The sequence below is a fragment of the Streptomyces sp. KL2 genome (genome assembly GCF_046529545.1).
Taxonomy (GTDB): domain Bacteria; phylum Actinomycetota; class Actinomycetes; order Streptomycetales; family Streptomycetaceae; genus Streptomyces; species Streptomyces radiopugnans.
The window spans coordinates 4,928,534-4,949,685 of the sequence record NZ_CP127170.1 but is presented as its reverse complement, the minus strand read 5'-3'; the positions used below and the strand labels follow the sequence as shown (position 1 = coordinate 4,949,685).

Below are 21,152 nucleotides of genomic sequence, written 5' to 3'. Positions count from 1 at the left end.
CGGAGACGTTCAGCCGTCCCTTCTCCCCGGTTCACTTCCCGGACAGCGCCCTGACCAGCTCCTCCGCCGTGCGGCAGCGGTCGAGCAGCTCGCCGACGTGGGCGCGCGTGCCGCGCAGCGGCTCCAGGGTGGGTACCCGCTGGAGGGAGTCCCGACCCGGCAGATCGAAGATCACCGAGTCCCAGGAGGCCGCGGCCACCGCGTCGGCGTACCGCTCCAGGCACTGGCCGCGGAAGTAGGCGCGGGTGTCCTCCGGGGGCTGGGAGCGGGCCCGCTCCACCTCCGCCTCGTCCAGCAGCCGCTTCATCCGGCCGCGGGCCGCCAGGCGGTTGTACAGGCCCTTGTCGGGGCGCACGTCGGCGTACTGCAGGTCCACCAGGTGCAGCCGGGCCGCGTCCCAGTCCAGGCCGTCGCGGCGCCGGTAGCCCTCCATCAGCTCCCGCTTGGCGACCCAGTCCAGCTCGCCCGCCAGGCTCATCGGGTCGCTCTCCAGGCGTCCCAGGACGTCCTCCCAGCGGGCCAGCACGTCCCTCGTCTGCTCGTCCGCGTCCTGCCCCCAGCGCTCCTCCACGTACTTGCGGGCCAGCTCGTAGTACTCCATCTGGAGCTGTACGGCGGTCAGTGTCCGCCCGCTGCGCAGCGTGATCGGGCGGCGCAGCGTCGGATCGTGGCTGACCTGGTGGAGGGTGCGCACGGGCTGGTCGACGGCCAGGTCGACGGCGATGAAGCCGTCCTCGATCATGGACAGCACCAGGGAAGTGGTGCCGAGCTTGAGGTAGGTGGAGATCTCCGACAGGTTGGCGTCGCCGACGATCACGTGCAGCCGGCGGTACTTCTCGGCGTCGGCGTGCGGCTCGTCGCGGGTGTTGATGATCGGCCGCTTGAGAGTGGTCTCCAGGCCGACCTCCACCTCGAAGTAGTCGGCCCGCTGACTGATCTGGAAGCCGTGCTCGGAGCCGTCCTGGCCGATTCCGACGCGTCCGGCGCCGGTGACGACCTGGCGCGAGACGAAGAAGGGCGTCAGGTGGCGCACGATGTCCGAGAAGGGGGTCTCCCGCTTCATCAGGTAGTTCTCGTGGCAGCCGTAGGAGGCGCCCTTGTTGTCGGTGTTGTTCTTGTAGAGGTGGATCGGCTGGGTACCGGGCACCTCGGCGGCGCGCCGGGCGGCCTCGGCCATGATCCGCTCGCCGGCCTTGTCCCAGAGCACGGCGTCCCTCGGGTTGGTGACCTCCGGGGCGCTGTACTCGGGGTGCGCGTGGTCCACGTACAGCCGCGCACCGTTGGTGAGGATCACGTTGGCCAGGCCGATGTCCTCGTCCGTGAGCTGGCTGGAGTCGGCGGCCTCGCGCGCGAGGTCGAAGCCCCGGGCGTCCCGCAGCGGGTTCTCCTCCTCGAAGTCCCAGCGGGCGCGGCGCGCCCGGTGCATCGCCGCCGCGTAGGCGTTGACGACCTGGGACGAGGTGAGCATGGCATTGGCGTTCGGGTGACCGGGGACGGAGATCCCGTACTCCGTCTCGATGCCCATCACTCGCCGTACGGTCATGCGGCCCTCCTTGCCCGGCGGCGGCCCGCCTTTGGGCCACCGCTCAAGTCCCGCTGCGCATCCGGCCTCCGCGCGGCCCCTGGCCTCGCACTCCGCATGGCGGCGGTACGGACGAGCCTAGGGCCGTCGGGCCGTGGTTGGGAGATCACTGCGGACTTCCCGTGTTTCCTCGGTGGAGATCGGTCCGAAAAGATCCGGCTGCGGACGCCCGCCCCGCCTCTCGACGGGGACACGGGCATCCGCAGCCGGACGGTGTCTTCTACAGGTACTGACCGGTGTTGGCCACCGTGTCGATGGAGCGTCCGGTGTCCGCGCCCTGCTTTCCGGTGACGAGGGTGCGGATGAAGACGATCCGCTCGCCCTTCTTGCCGGAGATACGGGCCCAGTCGTCGGGGTTGGTGGTGTTGGGCAGGTCCTCGTTCTCCTTGAACTCGTCCACGCACGCGGCGAGCAGATGGGAGACCCGCAGACCCTTCTGGTTGTGGTCGAGGAAGGCCTTGATCGCCATCTTCTTGGCCCGGTCGACGATGTTCTGGATCATCGCGCCGGAGTTGAAGTCCTTGAAGTACAGGACCTCCTTGTCACCGTTGGCGTAGGTGACCTCCAGGAAGCGGTTCTCCTCGGACTCGGCGTACATCTGCTCGACGACCGACTGGATCATCCCGGCGACGGTGGCCTCGGGGTCGTTGTTGTGCTCCGCGAGGTCGTCCGAGTGCAGCGGGAGGTTCGGGGTCAGGTACTTCGAGAAGATGTCCTTGGCGGCCTCGGCGTCCGGACGCTCGATCTTGATCTTCACATCGAGGCGGCCCGGGCGCAGGATCGCCGGGTCGATCATGTCCTCGCGGTTGGAGGCGCCGATGACGATGACGTTCTCGAGCCCTTCCACACCGTCGATCTCCGACAGCAGCTGCGGGACGATGGTGTTCTCCACGTCCGAGCTGACACCGGAGCCGCGGGTGCGGAACAGGGAGTCCATCTCGTCGAAGAAGACGATGACGGGCGTGCCCTCGCTCGCCTTCTCCCTCGCCCGCTGGAAGACCAGCCGGATGTGCCGCTCGGTCTCGCCGACGTACTTGTTCAGCAGCTCGGGGCCCTTGATGTTGAGGAAGTAGCTCTTCCCCTGGGGCTGCCCGGTCACCTCGGCGACCTTCTTGGCAAGGGAGTTGGCCACGGCCTTGGCGATGAGGGTCTTGCCGCAGCCGGGCGGGCCGTAGAGCAGAACGCCCTTGGGCGGGCGGAGTTCGTGCTCCTTGAACAGGTCCGGGTACAGGTAGGGGAGCTCCACCGCGTCGCGGATCAGCTCGATCTGACCGCCCAGGCCACCGATCTTGTTGTAGTCGATGTCCGGGACCTCTTCGAGGACGAGCTCCTCGACCTCGCTCTTGGGCACGACCTCGTAGACGTACCCCGAACGCGGCTCCAGCAGCAGCGCGTCACCGGCCCGGAGCGTGGCGTTCATAAGGGGCTCGGCGAGCCTGACCACGCGCTCCTCGTCGGTGTGCCCGATCACCAGGGCGCGTTCGCCGTCCTCCAGGACCTCCTTGAGGGTGACGATGTCCCCGGCGCGTTCGAACTCCATGGCCTCGACCACGTTGAGCGCCTCGTTGAGCATGACCTCCTGGCCACGCCTGAGCTCACCGAGGTCGACGCTGGGGCTGACGTTCACCCGGAGCTTGCGCCCGCCGGTGAAGATGTCGGCCGTACCGTCCTCGTTCGCCTGCAGAAAAACCCCGAAGCCGGCCGGCGGCTGGGCCAGCCGGTCGACCTCCTCCTTGAGGGCCACGATCTGGTCGCGGGCCTCACGGAGGGTGTTGGCGAGCCGCTCGTTCTGTGCGGACACACCGGCCAGATTCGTCTGCAGCTCGACGATCCGCTCCTCGAGAATCCGAGTGTGACGCGGAGAGTCGGCGAGCTTGCGGCGCAGGACGGCGATCTCCTGCTCGAGATGGGCAACCTGGCCTGCCGGGTCGTCGGAACCCCGTTCGGGCCGGATGCCGCGGTTGATGTCGTCGTCGTGGGCTGCCACGGTCCTCACCTCCTCCAAGGGGAGCTGGACGCTTCCTGACCCTACCTGGACCCGTGGGGGTTGAAACCCCTAGATCACAAACACGGTCGGGGTGTGTCTGATCTTCACCCTTGCGCACTCCCTTACCCCGGGTGAATACCCACCCAACCTCGCCGGAAAGCGGCCGGTTGTATCGTCTGAAGCGTCAACCCCCGTCACGGGTGGCTCTATTCCGCCAAGATCACACCGACAATCCGTCACACGGTCCGGTCACGAGCGCAGGAACGGCAGGCAGCGACATGGGCTCGCACAACGAGCAGACCGCAGAGCTGGAAGTCTGGATCGACCAGGAACTCTGCACCGGCGACGGCATCTGCGCGCAGTACGCGCCCGAGGTCTTCGAGCTGGACATCGACGGGCTCGCCTACGTGAAGGGCCCCGCCCCCGCGGGCGAGGAGGCGGAGCTGCGCACGGAGCCGGGCGCCACCGCACCCGTCCCGCTCCCGCTGCTCGGCGACGTGGTGGACTCGGCCAAGGAGTGCCCGGGCGAGTGCATCCACGTGCGCCGGGTGACCGACGGTGTCGAGGTGTACGGCCCCGACGCCGAATAGCGCCGGGCAGAGGCGGACAGAGCCGGGCAGCGCCGGAGGCACGGCGGCGCTCCGGCCTCCGGCGGCGCTGCGTGACCGCTCAGACACTCCGGGCGGTCGGCGCCGCCTCCAGCACGAACTTCCCGCCCCGCCACTCCCATTCGACGTCCCGCGCCCTGTCGGGACAGCAGCGGGGCACATCCGGCGAGGAGTAGCCCAGCAGCCTGGCGAATACCGTGCGGTCGCGAACGGTCAGATCCTGCACCGTCATCCCCTCCTCGGGGTCCACCAGGGTCTCGGCGACCCGGGGACGGCCTCCCTCGCTCACGGGATGAGCCAGGACGTACACACCGCTGGGCGGGGTGCCGATCCCTGCGGCGCAGCGGACCACCGCGACGGTCTCGGCCCGGCCGTCGCCGTCGAAGTCCACCGCCGCCCTGTCGACCACCTCGGCCTCCACCGGGCCGCAGTCCAGCGGGTAGCGGGCCGTGTCCGCGTCCGGACCGGGAGTCACCGCGGCGGTCTCCCGCGGCTGGGTGGCGTCGGCTCCGGCGGGCTCCAGCAGCGCGGAGGCGCCCAGCAGCGCGCCCAGCGCCGCGGCGGTGGCGAGCCAGTGCGGCGCGCGGGCGCGGGTGTGGGCGGGTGCGGCGGGGGAAGGCGCGGGTGAGGACGGCGCACGGCCCGCCGCCGCGGAGGACCCGGCCGGGCCGGGCTGGGGCGGGACGTACGACGGGGAGGCGGCGGGAAGGGGCCGAGCGGACGGAGCGGGCGCAGAGTCTGCCGGAAGCTGCACGCTGGACGACTCCTGTGAGGTGCGGGCGGCCGGGGGTGCCCAGCATCGTGCCATACGTCACACCGCGGTGGAACGGCCGGGTGCGCCTCTCCGCGCCGCCCCGTCTCCGCCCGGCCCCCGCCCTGCCCGCCACATGCCGCAGCCGCCCGGCTCCCGCGGGAGCCGGGCGGCTGCGGCACCGCGGGTCGTGGGCGGCGGGGAGACGGCCTCAGTCGCGGCCGGAGCCGCTGCCCGGACCGCTGTAGTCCTCCCCGTACGCGCCCTTGGCCGGGCGGCGGCGGCGCATCGGGGGCTCCACCCCGTCGGCGAGACGGCGGGCGGTGAGGAGGAAGCCGGTGTGCCCGATCATGCGGTGGTCGGGGCGGACGGCCAGGCCCTCGACGTGCCAGGTGCGCACCATGGTCTCCCAGGCCGCCGGCTCGTTGAAGGTTCCGTGCTCGCGGATGGACTCCACGGTGCGGGCGAGCTGGGTGGTGGTGGCGACGTAGGCGCACAGGATGCCGCCGGGGACGAGGGCCTTGGAGACGGCCTCCAGGCACTCCCAGGGGGCGAGCATGTCCAGGATGACGCGGTCGACCTCGGTGTCGGACAGGTTGTCCTGGAGGTCTCCGACGGTCAGCCGCCAGGCCGGGTGCGGGCCGCCGAAGTACCGCTCGACGTTCGCCTGCGCGATCTCGGCGAAGTCGGCGCGGCGCTCGTAGGAGTGCAGCATGCCCTGGTCGCCCACCGCCCGCAGCAGGAAGGTGCTCAGCGAGCCGGAGCCGACGCCCGCCTCGACGACGCGCGCGCCGGGGAAGATGTCGGCCATCGCGAGGATCTGCCCCGCGTCCTTGGGGTAGACGACGGCCGCGCCGCGCGGCATGGACAGGACGTAGTCGGGGAGCAGGGGACGCAGCGCGAGGTAGGCGACGTTTCCCGTGGTACGGACGACCGTGCCCTCGGGAGCACCGATCAGCTCGTCGTGGGGGAAGGCTCCCTTGTGGGTGTGGAAGCTCTTCCCCGCCTCGAGCGTGAAGGTGTAGTGGCGTCCCTTGGGGTCGGTGAGCTGGACCTGGTCCCCGACCTGGAAGGGCCCGCGACGGCGGGCGGCACCGGTCGGTTCGGACATGGGGGCAAGGGTAGTCCAGGCCCGCCCCCCGGCCGTAATCGAGCCCCCCGGGGCGCCCCGGGGGGCTCGATTACGACCGGGGGGCGGGCCCCGCGGTTCAGGAGGCGGGCTTGGCCATGGCCGCCACGAAGGCCCGCTCGACGTCGCCGGCCGACAGCACCCCGTAGATCTGGCCGCTCTCCTCCACCACCAGGTACTCGCTGGCGGGGGTGGCTCGCAGGTGCTCCAGCAGCTCCTCGCCGGCCAGCTCGGCCCACACCCGCATGCCCTCGGTGATGTCCTGGGCCAGGGTGCTCACCGCCACCCAGGGGCGGCGGTGCTCGGGCACCCCGGCGATGGCCGCCTCGCGGACGACGGCGACCGCCTCCCCCTGTCCGTCCACGACCACCAGGGCCCTGGCCCCGGCCTCGTTGGCGCGGCGCAGGCCCTCCGACAGGGGGGTGTCGGCGGAGACGGGGACGGCGCGGCGGGTCAGGGCGCGGGCGCTCAGCTCGGGCAGGCGCTCGCGCAGCCTGGCCATGCGCAGGCTGTTCCCGGCGCCGGTCCAGATGATCGCGGCGAGGATCGCGGCGAGCAGGGCGTCGGTGATGGAGTCCACCCCGCCGAAGCCCTCCTCGGCGCCGTAGCCCCCCGCGTAGCTGAGCAGCGGCATTCCGACCAGGACGGCGATGGCGAGCGCGCGGCCGGTCCAGGCGGCGGCGACGGTGCCGGTCATCGGCCTGCCGCTGATCTTCCACACCACCGCGCGCAGCATCCGGCCGCCGTCCAGGGGCAGGCCCGGCAGCAGGTTGAAGATCGCGACGATGAGGTTGGAGATCATCAGTCCGGCCAGCAGCACCGCGGGCACGGTGCCGGGCTCGACCGCGAACAGCCCCAGGTAGAACACGCCCGACAGCACCAGGGAGAGCAGCGGGCCGACGAAGGCCAGGACGAACTCCCGGCCCGGGGTCTCGCTCTCCTTCTCGATCTCCGACACCCCGCCGAAGAACTGGAGCTGGATGCGGCGCACCGGGAGCTTGAAGCGCAGGGCGGCCACGGTGTGGGCCAGCTCGTGGACCAGCACCGAGGCGTAGAAGGCGACCGCGAAGAACAGGGACACCAGATAGCGGGCGCCGCCCAGCTCCGGGAGCACGCGCTCCAGCTGACCGCCGAAGACCCAGGTGATCAGCGCGGCGACGACGAACCAGCTCGGCGCCACGTACACGGGCACGCCGAAGGGGCGGCCCATGAGAATGCCGCCGCCGCTCTCCCGCGGGCGCTTCGGCCTGCCGTCCGCCGATCCGCCGGAGCCGGGCTCCGGCCGCCCGCTGTTGTCCGTGTCCGCCACGGGTTCCCCTCGTAGAAGGTGCCCTCGCACCCGGTGGTCCGCCCCCGCGGCCGTGAGGTGCGAGGGGGGTGCGAAGGGGTACGCCATCGATGGTAAGCGGCGGTGTGTCGGTGGCGGGCCGTAGGGTCGTGTCCATGGTCTCCCATCCGGCACCCGGCAAGGCGCCCTCCCCCGCCGCCTCGCCGCCCAACTCCCTGTCCCCGTCGCGGGCCGCCGACTTCATGCAGTGCCCGCTGCTGTACCGCTTCCGGGTGATCGACAGGCTGCCCGAGAAACCGACGCCCGCGGCCACCCGGGGCACGGTGGTGCACGCGGTGCTGGAGCGGCTCTTCGACGCTCCCGCCGCCGAGCGCAGCGTACGGCGGGCGCGCTCGCTGGTGGTGCGGGAGTGGGAGCGGCTGCTGGCGAAGCGGCCGGAACTCGCGGAGCTGTTCACGGAGGACGGCCGGGAGGCCGGGGGCGAGGGCGCGGCCGACGGCACCGAGCTGGCGCGGTGGCTGGCCCGGGCGGAGGAGCTGGTCGAGCGGTGGTTCTCCCTGGAGGACCCCACCAGGCTGGAGCCGGCCGAGCGCGAGCTGTTCGTGGAGGCCCGCCTGGAGTCCGGGCTGCGGCTGCGCGGCATCATCGACCGGGTCGACGTGGCGCCCACCGGCGAGGTCCGCATCGTCGACTACAAGACCGGCAAGGCGCCCCGGCCGGAGTACACCGCCGAGGCGCTGTTCCAGATGAAGTTCTACGCCCTGGTGCTGTGGCGGCTGCGCGGCACGATCCCGCGCCGGCTGCAGCTGGTCTACCTGGGCAGCGCCGACGTGCTCACCTACGACCCGGACGAGAACGACCTGCGCGGCGTGGAGCGCAAGCTGCTGGCCCTGTGGGAGGCGATCCGGCAGGCGACCGAGACCGGCGACTGGCGGCCCAGGCCGGGCCCGCTGTGCGGCTGGTGCGCCCACCAGGCGCTGTGCCCGGAGTTCGGGGGCACTCCCCCGCCGTACCCGCTGATGATCCAGCCGCGGCTGCCGCTGGAGCCGGACGCCGGCACGGGCGGCGGCACGGGCAGTGACACGGGCGGCTCCCCGGGCACCCTCCCGGAGGCGGAGGGCGCGGCCGGCTAGGCAAGAATGGGCCTGCCAAGCCCCCGGCCCCGATAGGAGTTCCCGTGGCAATCCGCGTCCTGCTGGTCGACGACCAGCCGCTGCTGCGCACCGGCTTCCGGATGATCCTGGAGGCCGAGGGGGACATCGCCGTGGTGGGCGAGGCCGGGGACGGCCTGCAGGCGCTGGACCAGGTTCGGGCGCTCCAGCCGGACGTGGTGCTGATGGACATCCGCATGCCGCGGATGGACGGCGTGGAGGCGACCCGCCAGATCACCGGCCCGGAGCGGGACGGTCCCGCCAAGGTCCTGGTGCTCACCACGTTCGACCTGGACGAGTACGTGGTGGAGGCGCTGCGCGCGGGCGCGTCCGGCTTCCTCCTCAAGGACGCGCCGGCCGCCGAACTGGTGCAGGCGATCCGGGTGGTGGCGGCCGGCGAGGCGATGCTCGCCCCCAGCATCACCCGGCGCCTGCTGGACAAGTACGCCGGGAAGCTGCCCTCGGGCGAGGAGGAGGTGCCCGACGCGCTGGGCACGCTCACCGACCGCGAGGTCGAGGTGCTCAAGCTGGTGGCGCGCGGCCTGTCGAACGCCGAGATCGCCGCGGACCTCTTCGTCAGCGAGACGACGGTGAAGACCCATGTCGGCCATGTGCTGACCAAGCTGGGCCTGCGCGACCGGGTGCAGGCGGCGGTGTACGCCTACGAGAGCGGGCTGGTCCGCCCCGGCGACCGGTAAGGACGCCGCCGGGAACGGGGCCGGGTCCGGTGACCGGTGACGCGGGTGCGCCGCCCGCCGCGGCGAAGCGGCGGGCGGCGCACCCGGAGCGGCCGGGGGCCGGGGGCCGGATCAGCCTCCGGTGCCCTTGCCGATCTCCCAGAAGCGGAAGACGGTGGAGGCGTCCAGCGTCCACTCCAGGCCGGAGATGTCCTCGTGCGCCACGGCGTACTGCTTGCCCTGCCAGAGGGGCAGGATCGGCAGGTCCCGGGCGACGATGTCCTGGATCTCGCCGAAGTCCTCGACGGTGGCGGCGCGGTCGCTCGCCGCGGCCGTGCGCGGCAGCAGCTTGGAGGTGATCCGCCCGGCGTCGTAGCCGTTGCCCAGCACGTTGTCCTCGCCGAAGAAGGGCGCGGTGAAGTTGTCGGCGTCGGGGTAGTCGGGCACCCAGCCCTTGACGTACACCCCGTACTCGCCCGCCTCGATGCCCTTCTCGTACTCCTCCAGCTCCACACTCTCGACCTCGGCGTCGAACAGGCCGCTGGCGTTGAGCTGCTGGGCGATCTCCTCGAACTCCCGGACGGTGGCGGGGCCGTAGCGCACCGGGGTGGCCCACAGGGTGAGCTCCACCTTCTCCGTGATGCCCTCGGCGCGCAGGGCCGCCCTGGCCTTGGCAGGCTGCGGACGGCTGCCGTAGGCGTCGAAGAAGGCGGTGTTGTGGCCGGTGATCCCGGCGGGCACGATCGAGTACAGCGGCTCGGCGGTGCGCCGGTGGACGTCGCGGATCAGCGTGGAGCGGTCCAGCAGGTACGCGATGGCCTTGCGCACCCCCGGCTTGCCGGTGACCGGGTGCTCCATGTTGAAGACCAGGTGGTGCACCTCGGCGCTGGTGCCCTCGACGACCTTCACCCCGTTCTCGGCGCTCGCCGCCGCGTCGAGGTCGGCGATGTCGTCCATGGCCAGGCCTCGGTAGGCCAGGTCCACCTCGCCGCTGCTCAGCGCCTCCTTCAGAGCCGCCTGGTCGCCGTGGAAGAGCTTCATCGTGATCCCGGAGTTCTTCGCCTCGGCGGGCCCGAGGTAGTCCGGGTTGACGGAGAAGACCGCCTCCTCGTCCCCGAAGGAGTCCAGCCGGTAGACGCCCGAGCCGACGGCCTTGCCGTCGGTGCGCAGTTCGTCGGCCGGGTAGGCGCGGTGGTCGACGATCGAGCCGGCGCCGGAGGCGATCTTCTGGGGGAAGGTGGCGTCGGGCGAGCCGAGGCGGAAGACGACCGTCCGGGCGTCCGGGGTGTCGATCTCCTCGATGTTCGACAGCATCACGGCCGGGCCGTCGGGGTCGTCGATGCGCAGGGTCCGCTCGAAGGAGAACTTCACGTCCTTGGAGGTGAGCGGGTTGCCGTTGGTGAACTTCAGCCCGTCCTTGAGGACGCACCGGAAGACCCGGCTGCCGGTGTCGGTGAACTCGCAGCTCCGCGCGGCCTCCGGCTGGGGCTCCGTCCCGCTCCTGGGGAAGCTGAGCAGCGACTGGAAGACGTTGTTGAAGACCAGCCAGGATCCCGGGTCGTAGCCGGAGGCGGGGTCGACGGCCATGACCTCGTCGGTCATCCCCATCACGATCCGCTCGCCCTGGCCGGCGCTCGTCCCCTGCTCGTCACCGCAGCCGGTGAGCAGTGCGGCGACCAGGGCCGTACCTGCCGGAAGCGCCCGGAAACGGGCCCTTTTCCTCACGTTCGCATCCTCATCAGTGGTATGTGCTGTTCTCCGAACCCCCGTTCGCGCAGCCCCGCGCCGCCCCGGAGCGGGGCTGCGCGGGAACCGCTCAGTCCTGAACGCCTCTTCCCAGCTCCCACAGCTGGAGCACGGAGGAGGAGTTGAGCGCCCACTCCACTCCGGTGACGCCGTCGCGGGCGGCGACGTACTGCTTGCCCTGCCACAGCGGGAGCACGGGCACCTCCTTGGCGACGATGTCCTGGACCCGGACGAAGTCGTCGACCGCCTGCTCGCGCTGCTCCTTGACCCGCGTGCGCGGGATGAGCTGCTCACGGATCTCGTTGTTCTCGTACGGGGAGCCCAGGAAGTTGTCCTCGGCGAAGAAGGGGGCGACGAAGTTGTCCGGGTCCGGGAAGTCCGGGAACCAGCCCATGCCGTAGACGGCGTACTTCTGCTCGGCCGAGGCGGGCCGGTAGGTCTTCCACGGCACGCCCTTGACCGTCGCCCTGAACAGCCCGGAGTCGTTGAGCTGCCCGGCCAGCACCTTGAACTCCTCGGCCGTGGCGGGGCCGTAGTGGTCGGTGGTGTACGTGAGCTCCAGCTCGACCGGCGTGTCGACGCCGGCGCGTTCGAGGGTGGCGCGGGCCGCCTTGACGTCGGGCTCGCCGTAGGCGTTGAAGAAGGAGTTGTGGTGCCCGGTCAGCCCGCTGGGGACGATGGAGTACAGGGGCTCGGCGGTCCGTTCGTACACGTCGCGCACCAGCTCGCCGCGGTCCACGGTCTGGGCGACGGCCTGGCGCACGGCCTTGCGGCCGGCGACCGGGTCGTCGGTGGCGAAGACCAGGTAGCGGATCTCCTGGCCGGACATCTCGACGACGTCGATGCCGTCGCCCTTGTCGCTCCCCAGCCGGTCGATCTGCTCGGGCGACAGGCTGCGGTTCATCACATCGATGTCGCCGTCGCGCAGTGCCTTCTCCATGGCCTGGGAGTCGTCGAAGAAACGCAACTCGACGCGGCCGTTGCGCGGCTCCAGGTCGCCCTTGTAGGCCTCGTTGCGGGCGAGGACCGCCCGGCCGCCCTCGGCGTCGAAGGACTCCAGGACGTAGGGGCCGGAGCCGGTGAGCCCGTACCCCTCGTAGAGCTCGTCGGCCGGGTAGACCTCGCTGTCCAGGATCGCCGCCGCGGGGGTGGCGAGCTTGTGGGGGAAGGTGGCGTCGGGCTTCCTGAGGTGGAAGACCACCTCGCGCCCGGAGGGCGCCTCGACCCGGTCGAGGTTGCTCAGCAGCGAGGCGGGACCGCCGGGGTCGCCGATGCCGAGCATGCGGTTGACGGAGAACACCACGTCCTCGGCGGTCAGCTCGTGGCCGTTGGAGAACGTGAGCCCCTCGCGGAGGGTGCAGCGGTACTGCGTGCTGCGCTGGTCGGCGAAGCCGCACTCCTCCGCGGCCTCCGCCTCCGGCTGGCTGCCCGCGCGGGGCAGGCGCAGCAGGGTCTGGAAGGTGTTGCGGAAGACGTTCCAGGTGCTGACGTCGTAGACCGCCGCGGGATCGAGCGGAGCGGGCGCCTTCTCCGTGGCCTCGATCCGGTCGGTGGTACCGACAACGATCGTCCCGCCGTTTCCGCCGCCGGCGCTGTCGTTGCCGCATGCAACGAGCATGGGGGCCAGCAGTCCCGCGACGGCGGGCAGCAGCAGCGTCTTGCGGTTCATCGGTGACGGTCTCCTCGTCCAGCCAGGCTGTTGCCGAATTCTCCGGCCGGGAGACAGACATTAGTAGCCGTGGGGTCCGTCACTTCTCCGAGCCACCGGCGCGGAATTATCACGCTCCGATAACCCCGCCGCACAATCCGATAACCGGACGGTGGAGCGATCGGCGCGAGCGGGCACCAAACGGGACACATGGACGCGCGGAAAAGGGGCCAACCGCCCCCGCGGCCGCCCGGGACCCCACCCCGCACCCCGGGATCGCGTGATGAACGTCACGCATTCAACCGCCAGGCGAAAAGCAGGAATTCGGCCACCGCATTCGTCACGGATAATGAGCGGCCCACTGCTCACCGTTTACGATGCATTCATCATGCAGCGAACGGCGCACGCTCAGTGCGCGGAGGCGATCAGAGAGCGCAGAAAAGGCAGATCCACTTCCTCCAGGGACGGCACGACCGTACGCCGGTGCGCGGGCTCGATCCGGGTCACCGAAGGCACCGCCACCACATGGCAGCCCGCGGCCTCCGCCGAGGTCACACCGGTCACGGTGTCCTCCACCACCACGCAGCGCCCCGGGTGCGCCCCCAGCCGCGAGGCGGCCAGCAGGTACGGGTCCGGGTGCGGCTTGGTCCGCTCCACCTCGTCACCCGCCAGGGTCAGCGCGAAGTGCTCCGGCCCCAGGGAGACGAGCATCCGGTCGATCACCCGCCGATGCGAGGCCGACACCAGGGCGGCCGGCACGTCGTGCGCGGCCAGCTCCGTCAGCAGCCGCCGGGCACCGGGCATCAGGGACACACCGCGCTCGACCCGCTCGATGAACTTGGAGTTGAGCAGCACCGTCAGGTCCCCCAGGGAGATGTCCGCCCCGGTGGCCTGAATCAGATACGTCGCGCTCCGGGACATCGGCCCGCCGACCACCACCTCACGGTGCTCGTCGGCCAGCGCGTACCCCAGCTCGGCGAACACCTCGACCTCGGTCTCCCACCAGAAGCCCTCGGTGTCCACCAGCGTGCCGTCCATGTCCAGCAGGACGGCCTGGAGACCGGCCGCGGCGGCCCCGGACGCTGCGGACGCGGTGTCCGGTCTCCCCCCTCCACCGGGAACGTGCGCGGGCGCGGAGACGGGGGCCGGGGCACTGCCGCCGAAGGCGGGCGGAACTCCGACGCGGGAGAGGGGACGAGTCATCCGTGTGCCTCCTACGGGGACGCGAAGGCCGGTCGCCCGCACCTGACGGGTGCGGGCGACCGGCCTGTACCGGACAGATCAGTTTACGTCGGTCCGCGAACTATCGCGCGTTGAAGTATTTGGCCTCGGGGTGGTGGAGGACGATGGCGTCGGTGGACTGCTCGGGATGGAGCTGGTACTCCTCGCTCAGCCGCACCCCGATCCGCTCCGGCCGCAGCAGCTCGGCGATCTTGGCGCGGTCCTCCAGATCCGGGCAGGCCCCGTACCCCAGCGAGAACCGCGCCCCGCGGTACTTCAGCGCGAACATGTCCTCGATCGCCTCCGGATCCTGCCCGGCGAACCCCAGCTCGGCGCGGACGCGGGCGTGCCAGTACTCGGCCAGCGCCTCGGCCAGCTGCACCGACAGGCCGTGCAGCTCCAGATAGTCGCGGTAGGCGTCCGCGGCGAACAGCTCGGCGGTGGCCTGCCCGATCCTCGAGCCGACGGTGACCACCTGGAAGCCCACCACGTCCGTCTCGCCGGACTCCTTGGGGCGGAAGAAGTCGGCCAGGCACAGCCGGCGCCCGCGCCGCTGGCGGGGGAAGGTGAACCGGCACCGCTCGGTGCCGTCCTCGCCCAGCACCACCAGATCATCGCCCTGGGCGTGGCAGGGGAAGTAGCCGTAGACCACCGCCGCCTCCAGCAGGTTGCCGGTGTGCAGCCGCTCCAGCCAGCCGCGCAGCCGCGGGCGGCCCTCGGCCTCGACCAGCTCCCGGTAGCCGGGCCCGTCCCCGGTGCGCGGCGCCTTCAGCCCCCACTGGCCCTTGAACAGCGCGTCCTCATCCAGCCAGGAGGCGTACTCCTGGAGCGCGATGCCCTTGACCACCCGCGTGCCGAGGAACGGCGGGGTGGGCACCGGGTTGTCGGTGGCCACGTCCGAACGCACCGGACCGGCCGGCTCGGCGACCTGCAGTTCGGCGGTCTCCCGCCGGGGCACCCGGCGCTGCTTGAGCTCGGGCAGCCGGGCGCCGGGCACGCCGCGCTTGACCGCCATCAGCGCGTCCATCAGCCGCAGCCCCTCGAAGGCGTCCCGGGCATAGCGCACCTCCCCCTCGTACAGGGCGTGCAGGTCCTGCTCCACATAGGCCCGGGTCAGCGCCGCCCCGCCCAGGATCACCGGATACCTGGCGGCCAGACCGCGGGCGTTGAGCTCCTGCAGGTTCTCCTTCATGATCACCGTGGACTTCACCAGCAGCCCGGACATCCCGATCACATCCGCGGCGTGCTCCTCGGCCGCCTCCACGATCGCGGCCACCGGCTGCTTGATACCGAGGTTGACCACCGTGTAGCCGTTGTTGGACAGAATGATGTCCACCAGGTTCTTGCCGATGTCGTGCACGTCCCCGCGCACCGTGGCCAGCACGATGGTGCCCTTGCCCGCCTCGCCCTCGACCTTCTCCATGTGCGGTTCCAGATAGGCCACGGCCGCCTTCATCACCTCGGCGGACTGGAGCACGAACGGCAGCTGCATCTGCCCGGAGCCGAACAGCTCCCCGACCACCTTCATCCCCGCCAGCAGCGTGTCGTTGACGATCTGAAGCGCCGGACGCTCCTGGAGGGCGGCGTCCAGATCGGCCTCCAGCCCGGTGCGCTCCCCGTCGATGATCCGCCGCCGCAGCCGCTCCTCCAGCGGCAGCGCCGCCAGCTCCTCCGCCCGCGACGCCCTCATCGACTTCGCCGTGGCCCCTTCGAACAGCTCCAGGAGCTTCTGCAGCGGGTCGTAGCCTTCCCGGCGCCGGTCGTAGATCAAGTCGAGACAGGTGTTGACCTGTTCCTCGTCCAGACGGGCGATGGGCAGGATCTTGGAGGCGTGCACGATCGCCGAGTCCAGACCGGCCTTCACACACTCGTCCAAAAACACCGAGTTCAGCACCATCCGGGCGGCCGGATTCAGCCCGAAGGAGATGTTCGACAACCCCAGCGTGGTCTGCACCCGCGGATGCCGCCGCTTCAGCTCACGAATCGCCTCGATGGTGGCCACCCCGTCCCGGCGGGACTCCTCGGTACCGGTGCAGATGGTGAACGTCAGACAGTCGATGAGGACATCCTCCTCCCGAATGCCCCAGTTACCGGTCAGATCCGCGATCAACCGCTCGGCCACGGCCACCTTATGCTCGGCCGTGCGCGCCTGCCCGGCCTCATCGATGGTCAGCGCGATCAGCGCCGCACCATGCTCGGCCGCCAACGCCGTGATCTGCGCGAACCGCGAACCGGGCCCGTCACCGTCCTCGTAGTTCACACTGTTGATCACCGCCCGGCCGCCCAGCCTCTCCAGCCCGGCGGCGATCACGGCCGGCTCGGTGGAATCCAAAACGATCGGCAGCGTGGAGGCGGTCGCCAACCGCCCGGCCAGCTCGGCCATGTCCGCCACCCCGTCCCGCCCCACGTAGTCCACACACAGATCCAGCAGATGCGCACCCTCGCGGATCTGCTCCCGCGCGATCTCCACGCAGTCCTCCCACCGCCCCTGGAGCATCGCGGTGCGGAACCTCTTCGACCCGTTGGCGTTGGTCCGCTCCCCGATCGCCAGATAGGAGGTGTCCTGGCGGAACGGCACCGCCTGATACAGCGACGCCGCCCCCGGCTCCGGCCGCACCTCCCGCTCGGTCGGCGCCAGGCCCCGCACCCGCTGAACCACCTGCCGCAGATGCTCCGGCGTCGTCCCGCAACACCCCCCCACCAGCGACAACCCGTACTCGCGGACAAACCCCTCCTGCGCATCCGCCAGCTCCTCCGCGGTCAGCGGATAGCGCGCGCCCTCCGCGGTCAGCTCCGGCAGACCCGCGTTCGGCATGCACGAGATCGGCACCCGCGCGTGCCGGGCCAGGTAACGCAGATGCTCACTCATCTCGGCCGGACCGGTGGCACAGTTCAACCCGATCATGTCGATGCCCAGCGGCTCCAGCGCACACAGCGCGGCCCCGATCTCACTGCCCAGCAGCATCGTGCCGGTGGTCTCCACCGTCACCGAGCAGATCACCGGCAGATCCACACCCAGCGCCTCCAACGCCCGCCGCGCCCCCAGCACCGCCGCCTTGGTCTGCAGCAGATCCTGAGTGGTCTCCACCAGCAGCGCGTCCGCCCCGCCCACCACCAGCCCCTCGGCATTGGCCTGATAGGCGTCCCGCAGCACGCGGTACTCCACATGCCCCAGCGTGGGCAGCTTGGTGCCCGGCCCCATCGACCCCAGCACCCACCGCGGCCGCCCGTCCCTCCCGGAGAAGGAGTCCGCCACCTCCCGCGCGATCCGCGCCCCGGCCTCGGACAGCTCCCCCACCCGGCCGGCGATGTCGTACTCCGCCAGCGCCGCGAAGTTCGCACCGAAGGTGTTGGTCTCCACACAGTCCACCCCCACCGCGAAATACGCCTCGTGCACCGAGGCCACGATGTCCGGACGGGTGACGTTGAGAACCTCGTTGCAGCCCTCCAACCGCTGGAAATCCTCCAACGACGGATCGGCCGCCTGCAGCATCGTGCCCATCGCCCCGTCGGCCACCACCACCCGCGACACCAACGCCTCACGCAGGGCGTCGGCTCGGGGGGTCTTCGACGTGCTCGTGGAGGCGGGTCCGGCGGTCGGCGCCGGGTCGAGGTTGTGCGGGGTCGGCGAAGCTGCCATGGAAGGGCTCCCAGAGATGCGACGGCTGTCGGCTTTGCGTCTTCCATCGGGAAGCGCACCCGGCCAGGGTATCTGTCGGCACCGCGGGGGCCGCAGGTGTTCCGAGGCGTGGACTCCGGACGGCTACCGCACCATCGACATGATCCGATAGCGTTCGGCATTGTCGAATGCCGTCTCCCGGCCCACCGGAGAGAGAAGCGAACAGAGGAGAGGTGCGCGATGGCCCGGACCATCCAGTCGCTGGAGCGGGCGGCGGCGGTGCTGCGGCTGCTCGCCGGGGGTGAGCGGCGCCTCGGGCTGTCCGACATCGCCTCCACCCTGGGCCTGGCCAAGGGCACCGCCCACGGCCTGCTGCGCACCCTTCAGCAGGAGGGCTTCGTCGAGCAGGATCCCGCCTCGGGCCGGTACCAGCTGGGCGCGGAACTGCTGCGGCTGGGCAACAGCTACCTGGATGTCCACGAACTGCGGGCCCGCGCCCTGGTATGGACCGACGACCTGGCCCGCTCCAGCGGCGAGAGCGTCTACCTGGGCGTGCTCCACCAGCAGGGCGTACTGATCGTGCACCATGTATTCCGCCCCGACGACAGCCGGCAGGTGCTGGAGGTGGGGGCGATGCAGCCGCTGCACAGCACCGCGCTGGGCAAGGTGCTGGCCGCGTACGACCCGGTGGCCCACAGCGAGGCGATGGACTCCGAACGCGAGGCGCTGACCGCCCGCACGATCACCGACCCGGAGGCGTTCGAGGGGGTCCTGGAGCTGACCCGGGCCCGCGGCTGGGCGGCCGATGTGGAGGAGACCTGGGAGGGGGTCGCCTCCATCGCCGCTCCCGTCCACGACCGCCGCCGGATGCCGGTGGGCGCCGTGGCCGTCACCGGCGCGGTGGAGCGGGTGTGCGCGGACGGGGAGATGCAGCCGCGGCTGGTGGCGGCCGTACGGGACTGCGCGCGGGCCGTGTCGCGCGACCTGGGTGCGGGCCGCTTCTGAACCGCCGGGTGCCGCGTGGCCCCGACTGCGCCGAACCGTCGACGGCAGGAGCCTGTTCATCCGCTCGGCACATTGTTCGTTCGATGCCGGCCCTCGTCCGGTTCGAAGCGGTCGCCCCTGGGCATGGTTCGAAGACATCCGCGCACGCCCCCGCTCACCCCGGCCGCTCCCGTGCGGTTCCGCCCGCGTGAACCGTGTTCGCCGGCACGATCCGACGTCCGCACCCTTGACGAGATGTTCGACTGGTATAAAACTGCCGTTCGGCGGTCGACAATGTCGAACAGCGAACGGAACTCGGTCCGCCTCCCCCACCTCTTCCATCTGGCTCCCTCCGGACAAGAGCAAAGGAGTCGCGGGTGTCCAGCTCCGACATATTCCTGGGCGAGGTCATCGGCACCGCCGTCCTGATCCTGCTGGGCGGCGGTGTCTGCGCCGCCGTCACGCTCAGACGCTCCAAGGCGATGGGCGCCGGCTGGGTCGCCATCACCTTCGGCTGGGGATTCGCCGTCCTCACCGCCGCCTACATCTCCCTGGGCCTCTCCGGCGCCCACCTCAACCCGGCGGTCACCGTGGGCATCGCCGTGCAGAGCGGGGAGTGGGCCAAGGTGCCCGCCTACTTCGCCGGCCAGCTGCTCGGCGCCATGATCGGCGCCGCCCTGGTGTGGGTCTCCTACTACGGCCACTTCCTGGCGCACCTGACCCACCGCGAGGTCGTGGGCGGCCCCGGCGCCCAGACGACGGCCGCCGCGGACCGCCGCCGGTCCGACGCCCCCGGTCCGGTGCTCGGGATCTTCTCCACCGCTCCCGAGATCCGCAGTCCCGTGCAGAACCTGGCCACCGAGACCATCGCCACCGTCGTACTGGTCCTGGCCATCCTCACCCAGGGCCTCACCGAGGGGCTGGCCCTGTCCGGCACCGGCGTCCTCGTCACCGCCCTGGTCGTCGTCGGGATCGGCCTCTCGCTGGGCGGCCCGACCGGGTACGCGATCAACCCGGCCCGCGACCTCGGGCCGCGCATCGTGCACGCCCTGCTCCCGCTGCCCAACAAGGGCGGGTCGGACTGGGGCTACGCCTGGGTGCCGGTGGTGGGCCCCCTGCTGGGCGGAGCCCTCGCGGGCGTCCTCTACCGGCTCGCGTTCGCCTGACCGCCCGCCCCGCCTCCTCCCCTCGCTCCCCTCCCCCGCCCCCTTCCCCGCCGCCCACCCTTGGAGCACCCCGACATGAGCGACACCCGCCGCGAGTTCATCGCCGCCATCGACCAGGGCACCACATCCAGCCGCTGCATCGTCTTCGACCGGGACGGCCGCATCGTCTCGGTCGGCCAGAAGGAGCACGAGCAGATCTTCCCCGAGCCCGGCTGGGTCGAGCACGACGCCGCCGAGATCTGGGCCAACGTCCAGGAGGTGGTCGCCCAGGCCCTGGACAGGGCGGGCATCACGCGCGAGGACGTGCGGGCGCTGGGCATCACCAACCAGCGTGAGACGACACTGCTGTGGGACAGAGCCACCGGCGAGCCGGTGCACAACGCCATCGTCTGGCAGGACACCCGCACCGACGCGCTCTGCCGGGAACTGGGGCGCAACGTCGGGCAGGACCGCTTCCGCCGCGAGACCGGCCTGCCGCTGGCCTCCTACTTCGCGGGCCCGAAGATCCGCTGGCTGCTGGAGAACGTCGAGGGGCTGCGCGAGCGCGCCGAGGCCGGCGAGATCCTCTTCGGCACGATGGACTCCTGGGTGATCTGGAACCTCACCGGCGGCCCCGACGGCGGTGTGCACGTGACCGATGTCACCAACGCCTCCCGCACCCTGCTGATGAACCTGCGTACCCTGGACTGGGACCCGCGAATCTGCGAGTCCCTGGGCGTGCCCATGGCGGTGCTGCCCGAGATCCGCTCCTCCGCCGAGGTCTACGGCGAGGCCCGCGGGGCGCTTGCGGGCGTCCCGGTGGCCTCCGCGCTCGGCGACCAGCAGGCCGCGCTGTTCGGCCAGACCTGCTTCTCGCCGGGCGAGGCCAAGTCGACCTACGGGACCGGTACGTTCCTGCTGCTCAACACCGGTTCCGAGGCGGTCAACTCCTACAACGGCCTGCTGACCACCGTCGGGTACCGCATCGGCGGCCAGGACCCGGTCTACGCGCTCGAGGGATCGATCGCGGTCACCGGTTCGTTGGTCCAGTGGATGCGCGACCAGATGGGCCTGATCAACAGCGCCGCCGAGATCGAGACGCTGGCCAGCTCGGTCGAGGACAACGGCGGCGCGTACTTCGTCCCGGCCTTCTCCGGGCTGTTCGCCCCCTACTGGCGCTCCGACGCCCGGGGCGTCATAGCGGGCCTGACGCGCTACGTCACCAAGGCGCACATCGCCCGCGCGGTGCTGGAGGCGACGGCCTGGCAGACCCGCGAGATCGTCGACGCGATGGAGAAGGACTCCCGCGTCGAACTGACCGCACTGAAGGTGGACGGCGGCATGACCAGCAACAACCTGCTGATGCAGTGCATCTCCGACGTCCTGGACGCCCCGGTCGTCCGGCCGATGGTCGCCGAGACGACCTGCCTGGGCGCCGCCTACGCCGCCGGCCTGGCCGTCGGCTTCTGGCCGGACACCGACGCCCTGCGCGCCAACTGGCGGCGGGCCGCGGAGTGGACGCCGCGGATGGAGGCCGACGTACGCGAACGCGAGTACAAGAACTGGCTCAAGGCCGTGGAGCGGGCCATGGGCTGGCTCGAAGAGGAGAACTGATC

At 71.2% G+C, this 21,152-nt stretch carries 15 protein-coding genes; 6 read left to right on the top strand and 9 right to left on the bottom strand.

Features of this window, described 5'->3' with window-relative positions:
• Positions 1–31: 31 nt before the first annotated feature.
• Both dop and arc read right to left on the bottom strand, forming a co-directional pair.
• Positions 32–1,543: a depupylase/deamidase Dop gene (dop, locus tag QPK52_RS22255; protein WP_410539223.1), complete on the bottom strand. Its 1,512-nt coding sequence runs from the start codon at positions 1,541–1,543 to the stop codon at positions 32–34.
• 259 nt (positions 1,544–1,802) lie between these two features.
• On the bottom strand, positions 1,803–3,569 hold the full coding sequence (gene arc / locus QPK52_RS22250) for a proteasome ATPase (RefSeq protein ID WP_093662587.1): 1,767 nt from the start codon (positions 3,567–3,569) through the stop codon (positions 1,803–1,805).
• Between the two features lie 278 nt (positions 3,570–3,847).
• Between arc and QPK52_RS22245 the strand changes: the two genes are divergently transcribed.
• Positions 3,848–4,159, top strand: coding sequence for a ferredoxin (locus QPK52_RS22245; RefSeq protein ID WP_410539221.1), 312 nt, complete (start codon positions 3,848–3,850; stop codon positions 4,157–4,159).
• A gap of 79 nt (positions 4,160–4,238) precedes the next feature.
• Here the strand turns inward: QPK52_RS22245 and QPK52_RS22240 are convergent, their stop codons facing one another.
• The 3 genes from QPK52_RS22240 to QPK52_RS22230 form a co-directional block, all read right to left on the bottom strand.
• Entirely contained in the window at positions 4,239–4,931 is a 693-nt protein-coding gene (locus tag QPK52_RS22240; protein ID WP_410539220.1) for a hypothetical protein, read from the bottom strand.
• A gap of 208 nt (positions 4,932–5,139) precedes the next feature.
• Positions 5,140–6,039, bottom strand: coding sequence for a tRNA (adenine-N1)-methyltransferase (locus tag QPK52_RS22235; RefSeq protein WP_410539218.1), 900 nt, complete (start codon positions 6,037–6,039; stop codon positions 5,140–5,142).
• Between the two features lie 97 nt (positions 6,040–6,136).
• Positions 6,137–7,366, bottom strand: coding sequence for a site-2 protease family protein (locus QPK52_RS22230; RefSeq protein ID WP_410539216.1), 1,230 nt, complete (start codon positions 7,364–7,366; stop codon positions 6,137–6,139).
• Between the two features lie 134 nt (positions 7,367–7,500).
• Between QPK52_RS22230 and QPK52_RS22225 the strand changes: the two genes are divergently transcribed.
• Entirely contained in the window at positions 7,501–8,478 is a 978-nt protein-coding gene (locus QPK52_RS22225) for a RecB family exonuclease (RefSeq protein ID WP_410539215.1), read from the top strand.
• Between the two features lie 44 nt (positions 8,479–8,522).
• On the top strand, positions 8,523–9,194 hold the full coding sequence (locus QPK52_RS22220) for a response regulator (RefSeq protein ID WP_093662337.1): 672 nt from the start codon (positions 8,523–8,525) through the stop codon (positions 9,192–9,194).
• A 111-nt stretch (positions 9,195–9,305) separates the two neighbouring features.
• Here QPK52_RS22220 and QPK52_RS22215 read toward each other — a convergent pair whose 3' ends face one another.
• From QPK52_RS22215 to metH, 4 genes are all read right to left on the bottom strand, one after another.
• Complete coding sequence (locus tag QPK52_RS22215) at positions 9,306–10,898, bottom strand: ABC transporter substrate-binding protein (RefSeq protein WP_410539214.1); 1,593 nt, start codon at positions 10,896–10,898, stop codon at positions 9,306–9,308.
• 91 nt (positions 10,899–10,989) lie between these two features.
• A complete protein-coding gene (locus QPK52_RS22210) occupies positions 10,990–12,588 on the bottom strand; it encodes an ABC transporter substrate-binding protein (RefSeq protein ID WP_410539213.1) in 1,599 nt (532 codons plus the stop codon).
• Positions 12,589–12,975: 387 nt separating this feature from the next.
• A complete protein-coding gene (locus QPK52_RS22205; RefSeq protein WP_410539212.1) occupies positions 12,976–13,770 on the bottom strand; it encodes an HAD family hydrolase in 795 nt (264 codons plus the stop codon).
• A 100-nt stretch (positions 13,771–13,870) separates the two neighbouring features.
• A complete protein-coding gene (gene metH / locus QPK52_RS22200) occupies positions 13,871–17,428 on the bottom strand; it encodes a methionine synthase (protein WP_410539211.1) in 3,558 nt (1,185 codons plus the stop codon).
• Between the two features lie 219 nt (positions 17,429–17,647).
• Between metH and QPK52_RS22195 the strand changes: the two genes are divergently transcribed.
• The 3 genes from QPK52_RS22195 (at position 17,648) to glpK (ending at position 21,150) form a co-directional block, all read left to right on the top strand.
• Positions 17,648–18,412 (top strand): IclR family transcriptional regulator, encoded by a 765-nt coding sequence (locus QPK52_RS22195; RefSeq protein WP_410539210.1) that lies wholly within the window; start codon positions 17,648–17,650, stop codon positions 18,410–18,412.
• 356 nt (positions 18,413–18,768) lie between these two features.
• Positions 18,769–19,557, top strand: coding sequence for an MIP/aquaporin family protein (locus QPK52_RS22190; protein WP_410539209.1), 789 nt, complete (start codon positions 18,769–18,771; stop codon positions 19,555–19,557).
• A gap of 75 nt (positions 19,558–19,632) precedes the next feature.
• Positions 19,633–21,150 (top strand): glycerol kinase GlpK, encoded by a 1,518-nt coding sequence (gene glpK / locus QPK52_RS22185; protein WP_410539208.1) that lies wholly within the window; start codon positions 19,633–19,635, stop codon positions 21,148–21,150.
• Positions 21,151–21,152 lie beyond the last annotated feature (2 nt).

Coding starts and splice junctions, on each gene's coding strand:
- dop (WP_410539223.1), bottom strand. CDS start 1,543: ATGACCGTACGGCGAGTGATGGGCATCGAGACGGAGTACGGGATCTCC.
- QPK52_RS22245 (WP_410539221.1), top strand. CDS start 3,848: ATGGGCTCGCACAACGAGCAGACCGCAGAGCTGGAAGTCTGGATCGAC.
- QPK52_RS22235 (WP_410539218.1), bottom strand. CDS start 6,039: ATGTCCGAACCGACCGGTGCCGCCCGCCGTCGCGGGCCCTTCCAGGTC.
- QPK52_RS22225 (WP_410539215.1), top strand. CDS start 7,501: ATGGTCTCCCATCCGGCACCCGGCAAGGCGCCCTCCCCCGCCGCCTCG.
- QPK52_RS22210 (WP_410539213.1), bottom strand. CDS start 12,588: ATGAACCGCAAGACGCTGCTGCTGCCCGCCGTCGCGGGACTGCTGGCC.
- QPK52_RS22205 (WP_410539212.1), bottom strand. CDS start 13,770: ATGACTCGTCCCCTCTCCCGCGTCGGAGTTCCGCCCGCCTTCGGCGGC.
- metH (WP_410539211.1), bottom strand. CDS start 17,428: ATGGCAGCTTCGCCGACCCCGCACAACCTCGACCCGGCGCCGACCGCC.
- QPK52_RS22195 (WP_410539210.1), top strand. CDS start 17,648: ATGGCCCGGACCATCCAGTCGCTGGAGCGGGCGGCGGCGGTGCTGCGG.
- glpK (WP_410539208.1), top strand. CDS start 19,633: ATGAGCGACACCCGCCGCGAGTTCATCGCCGCCATCGACCAGGGCACC.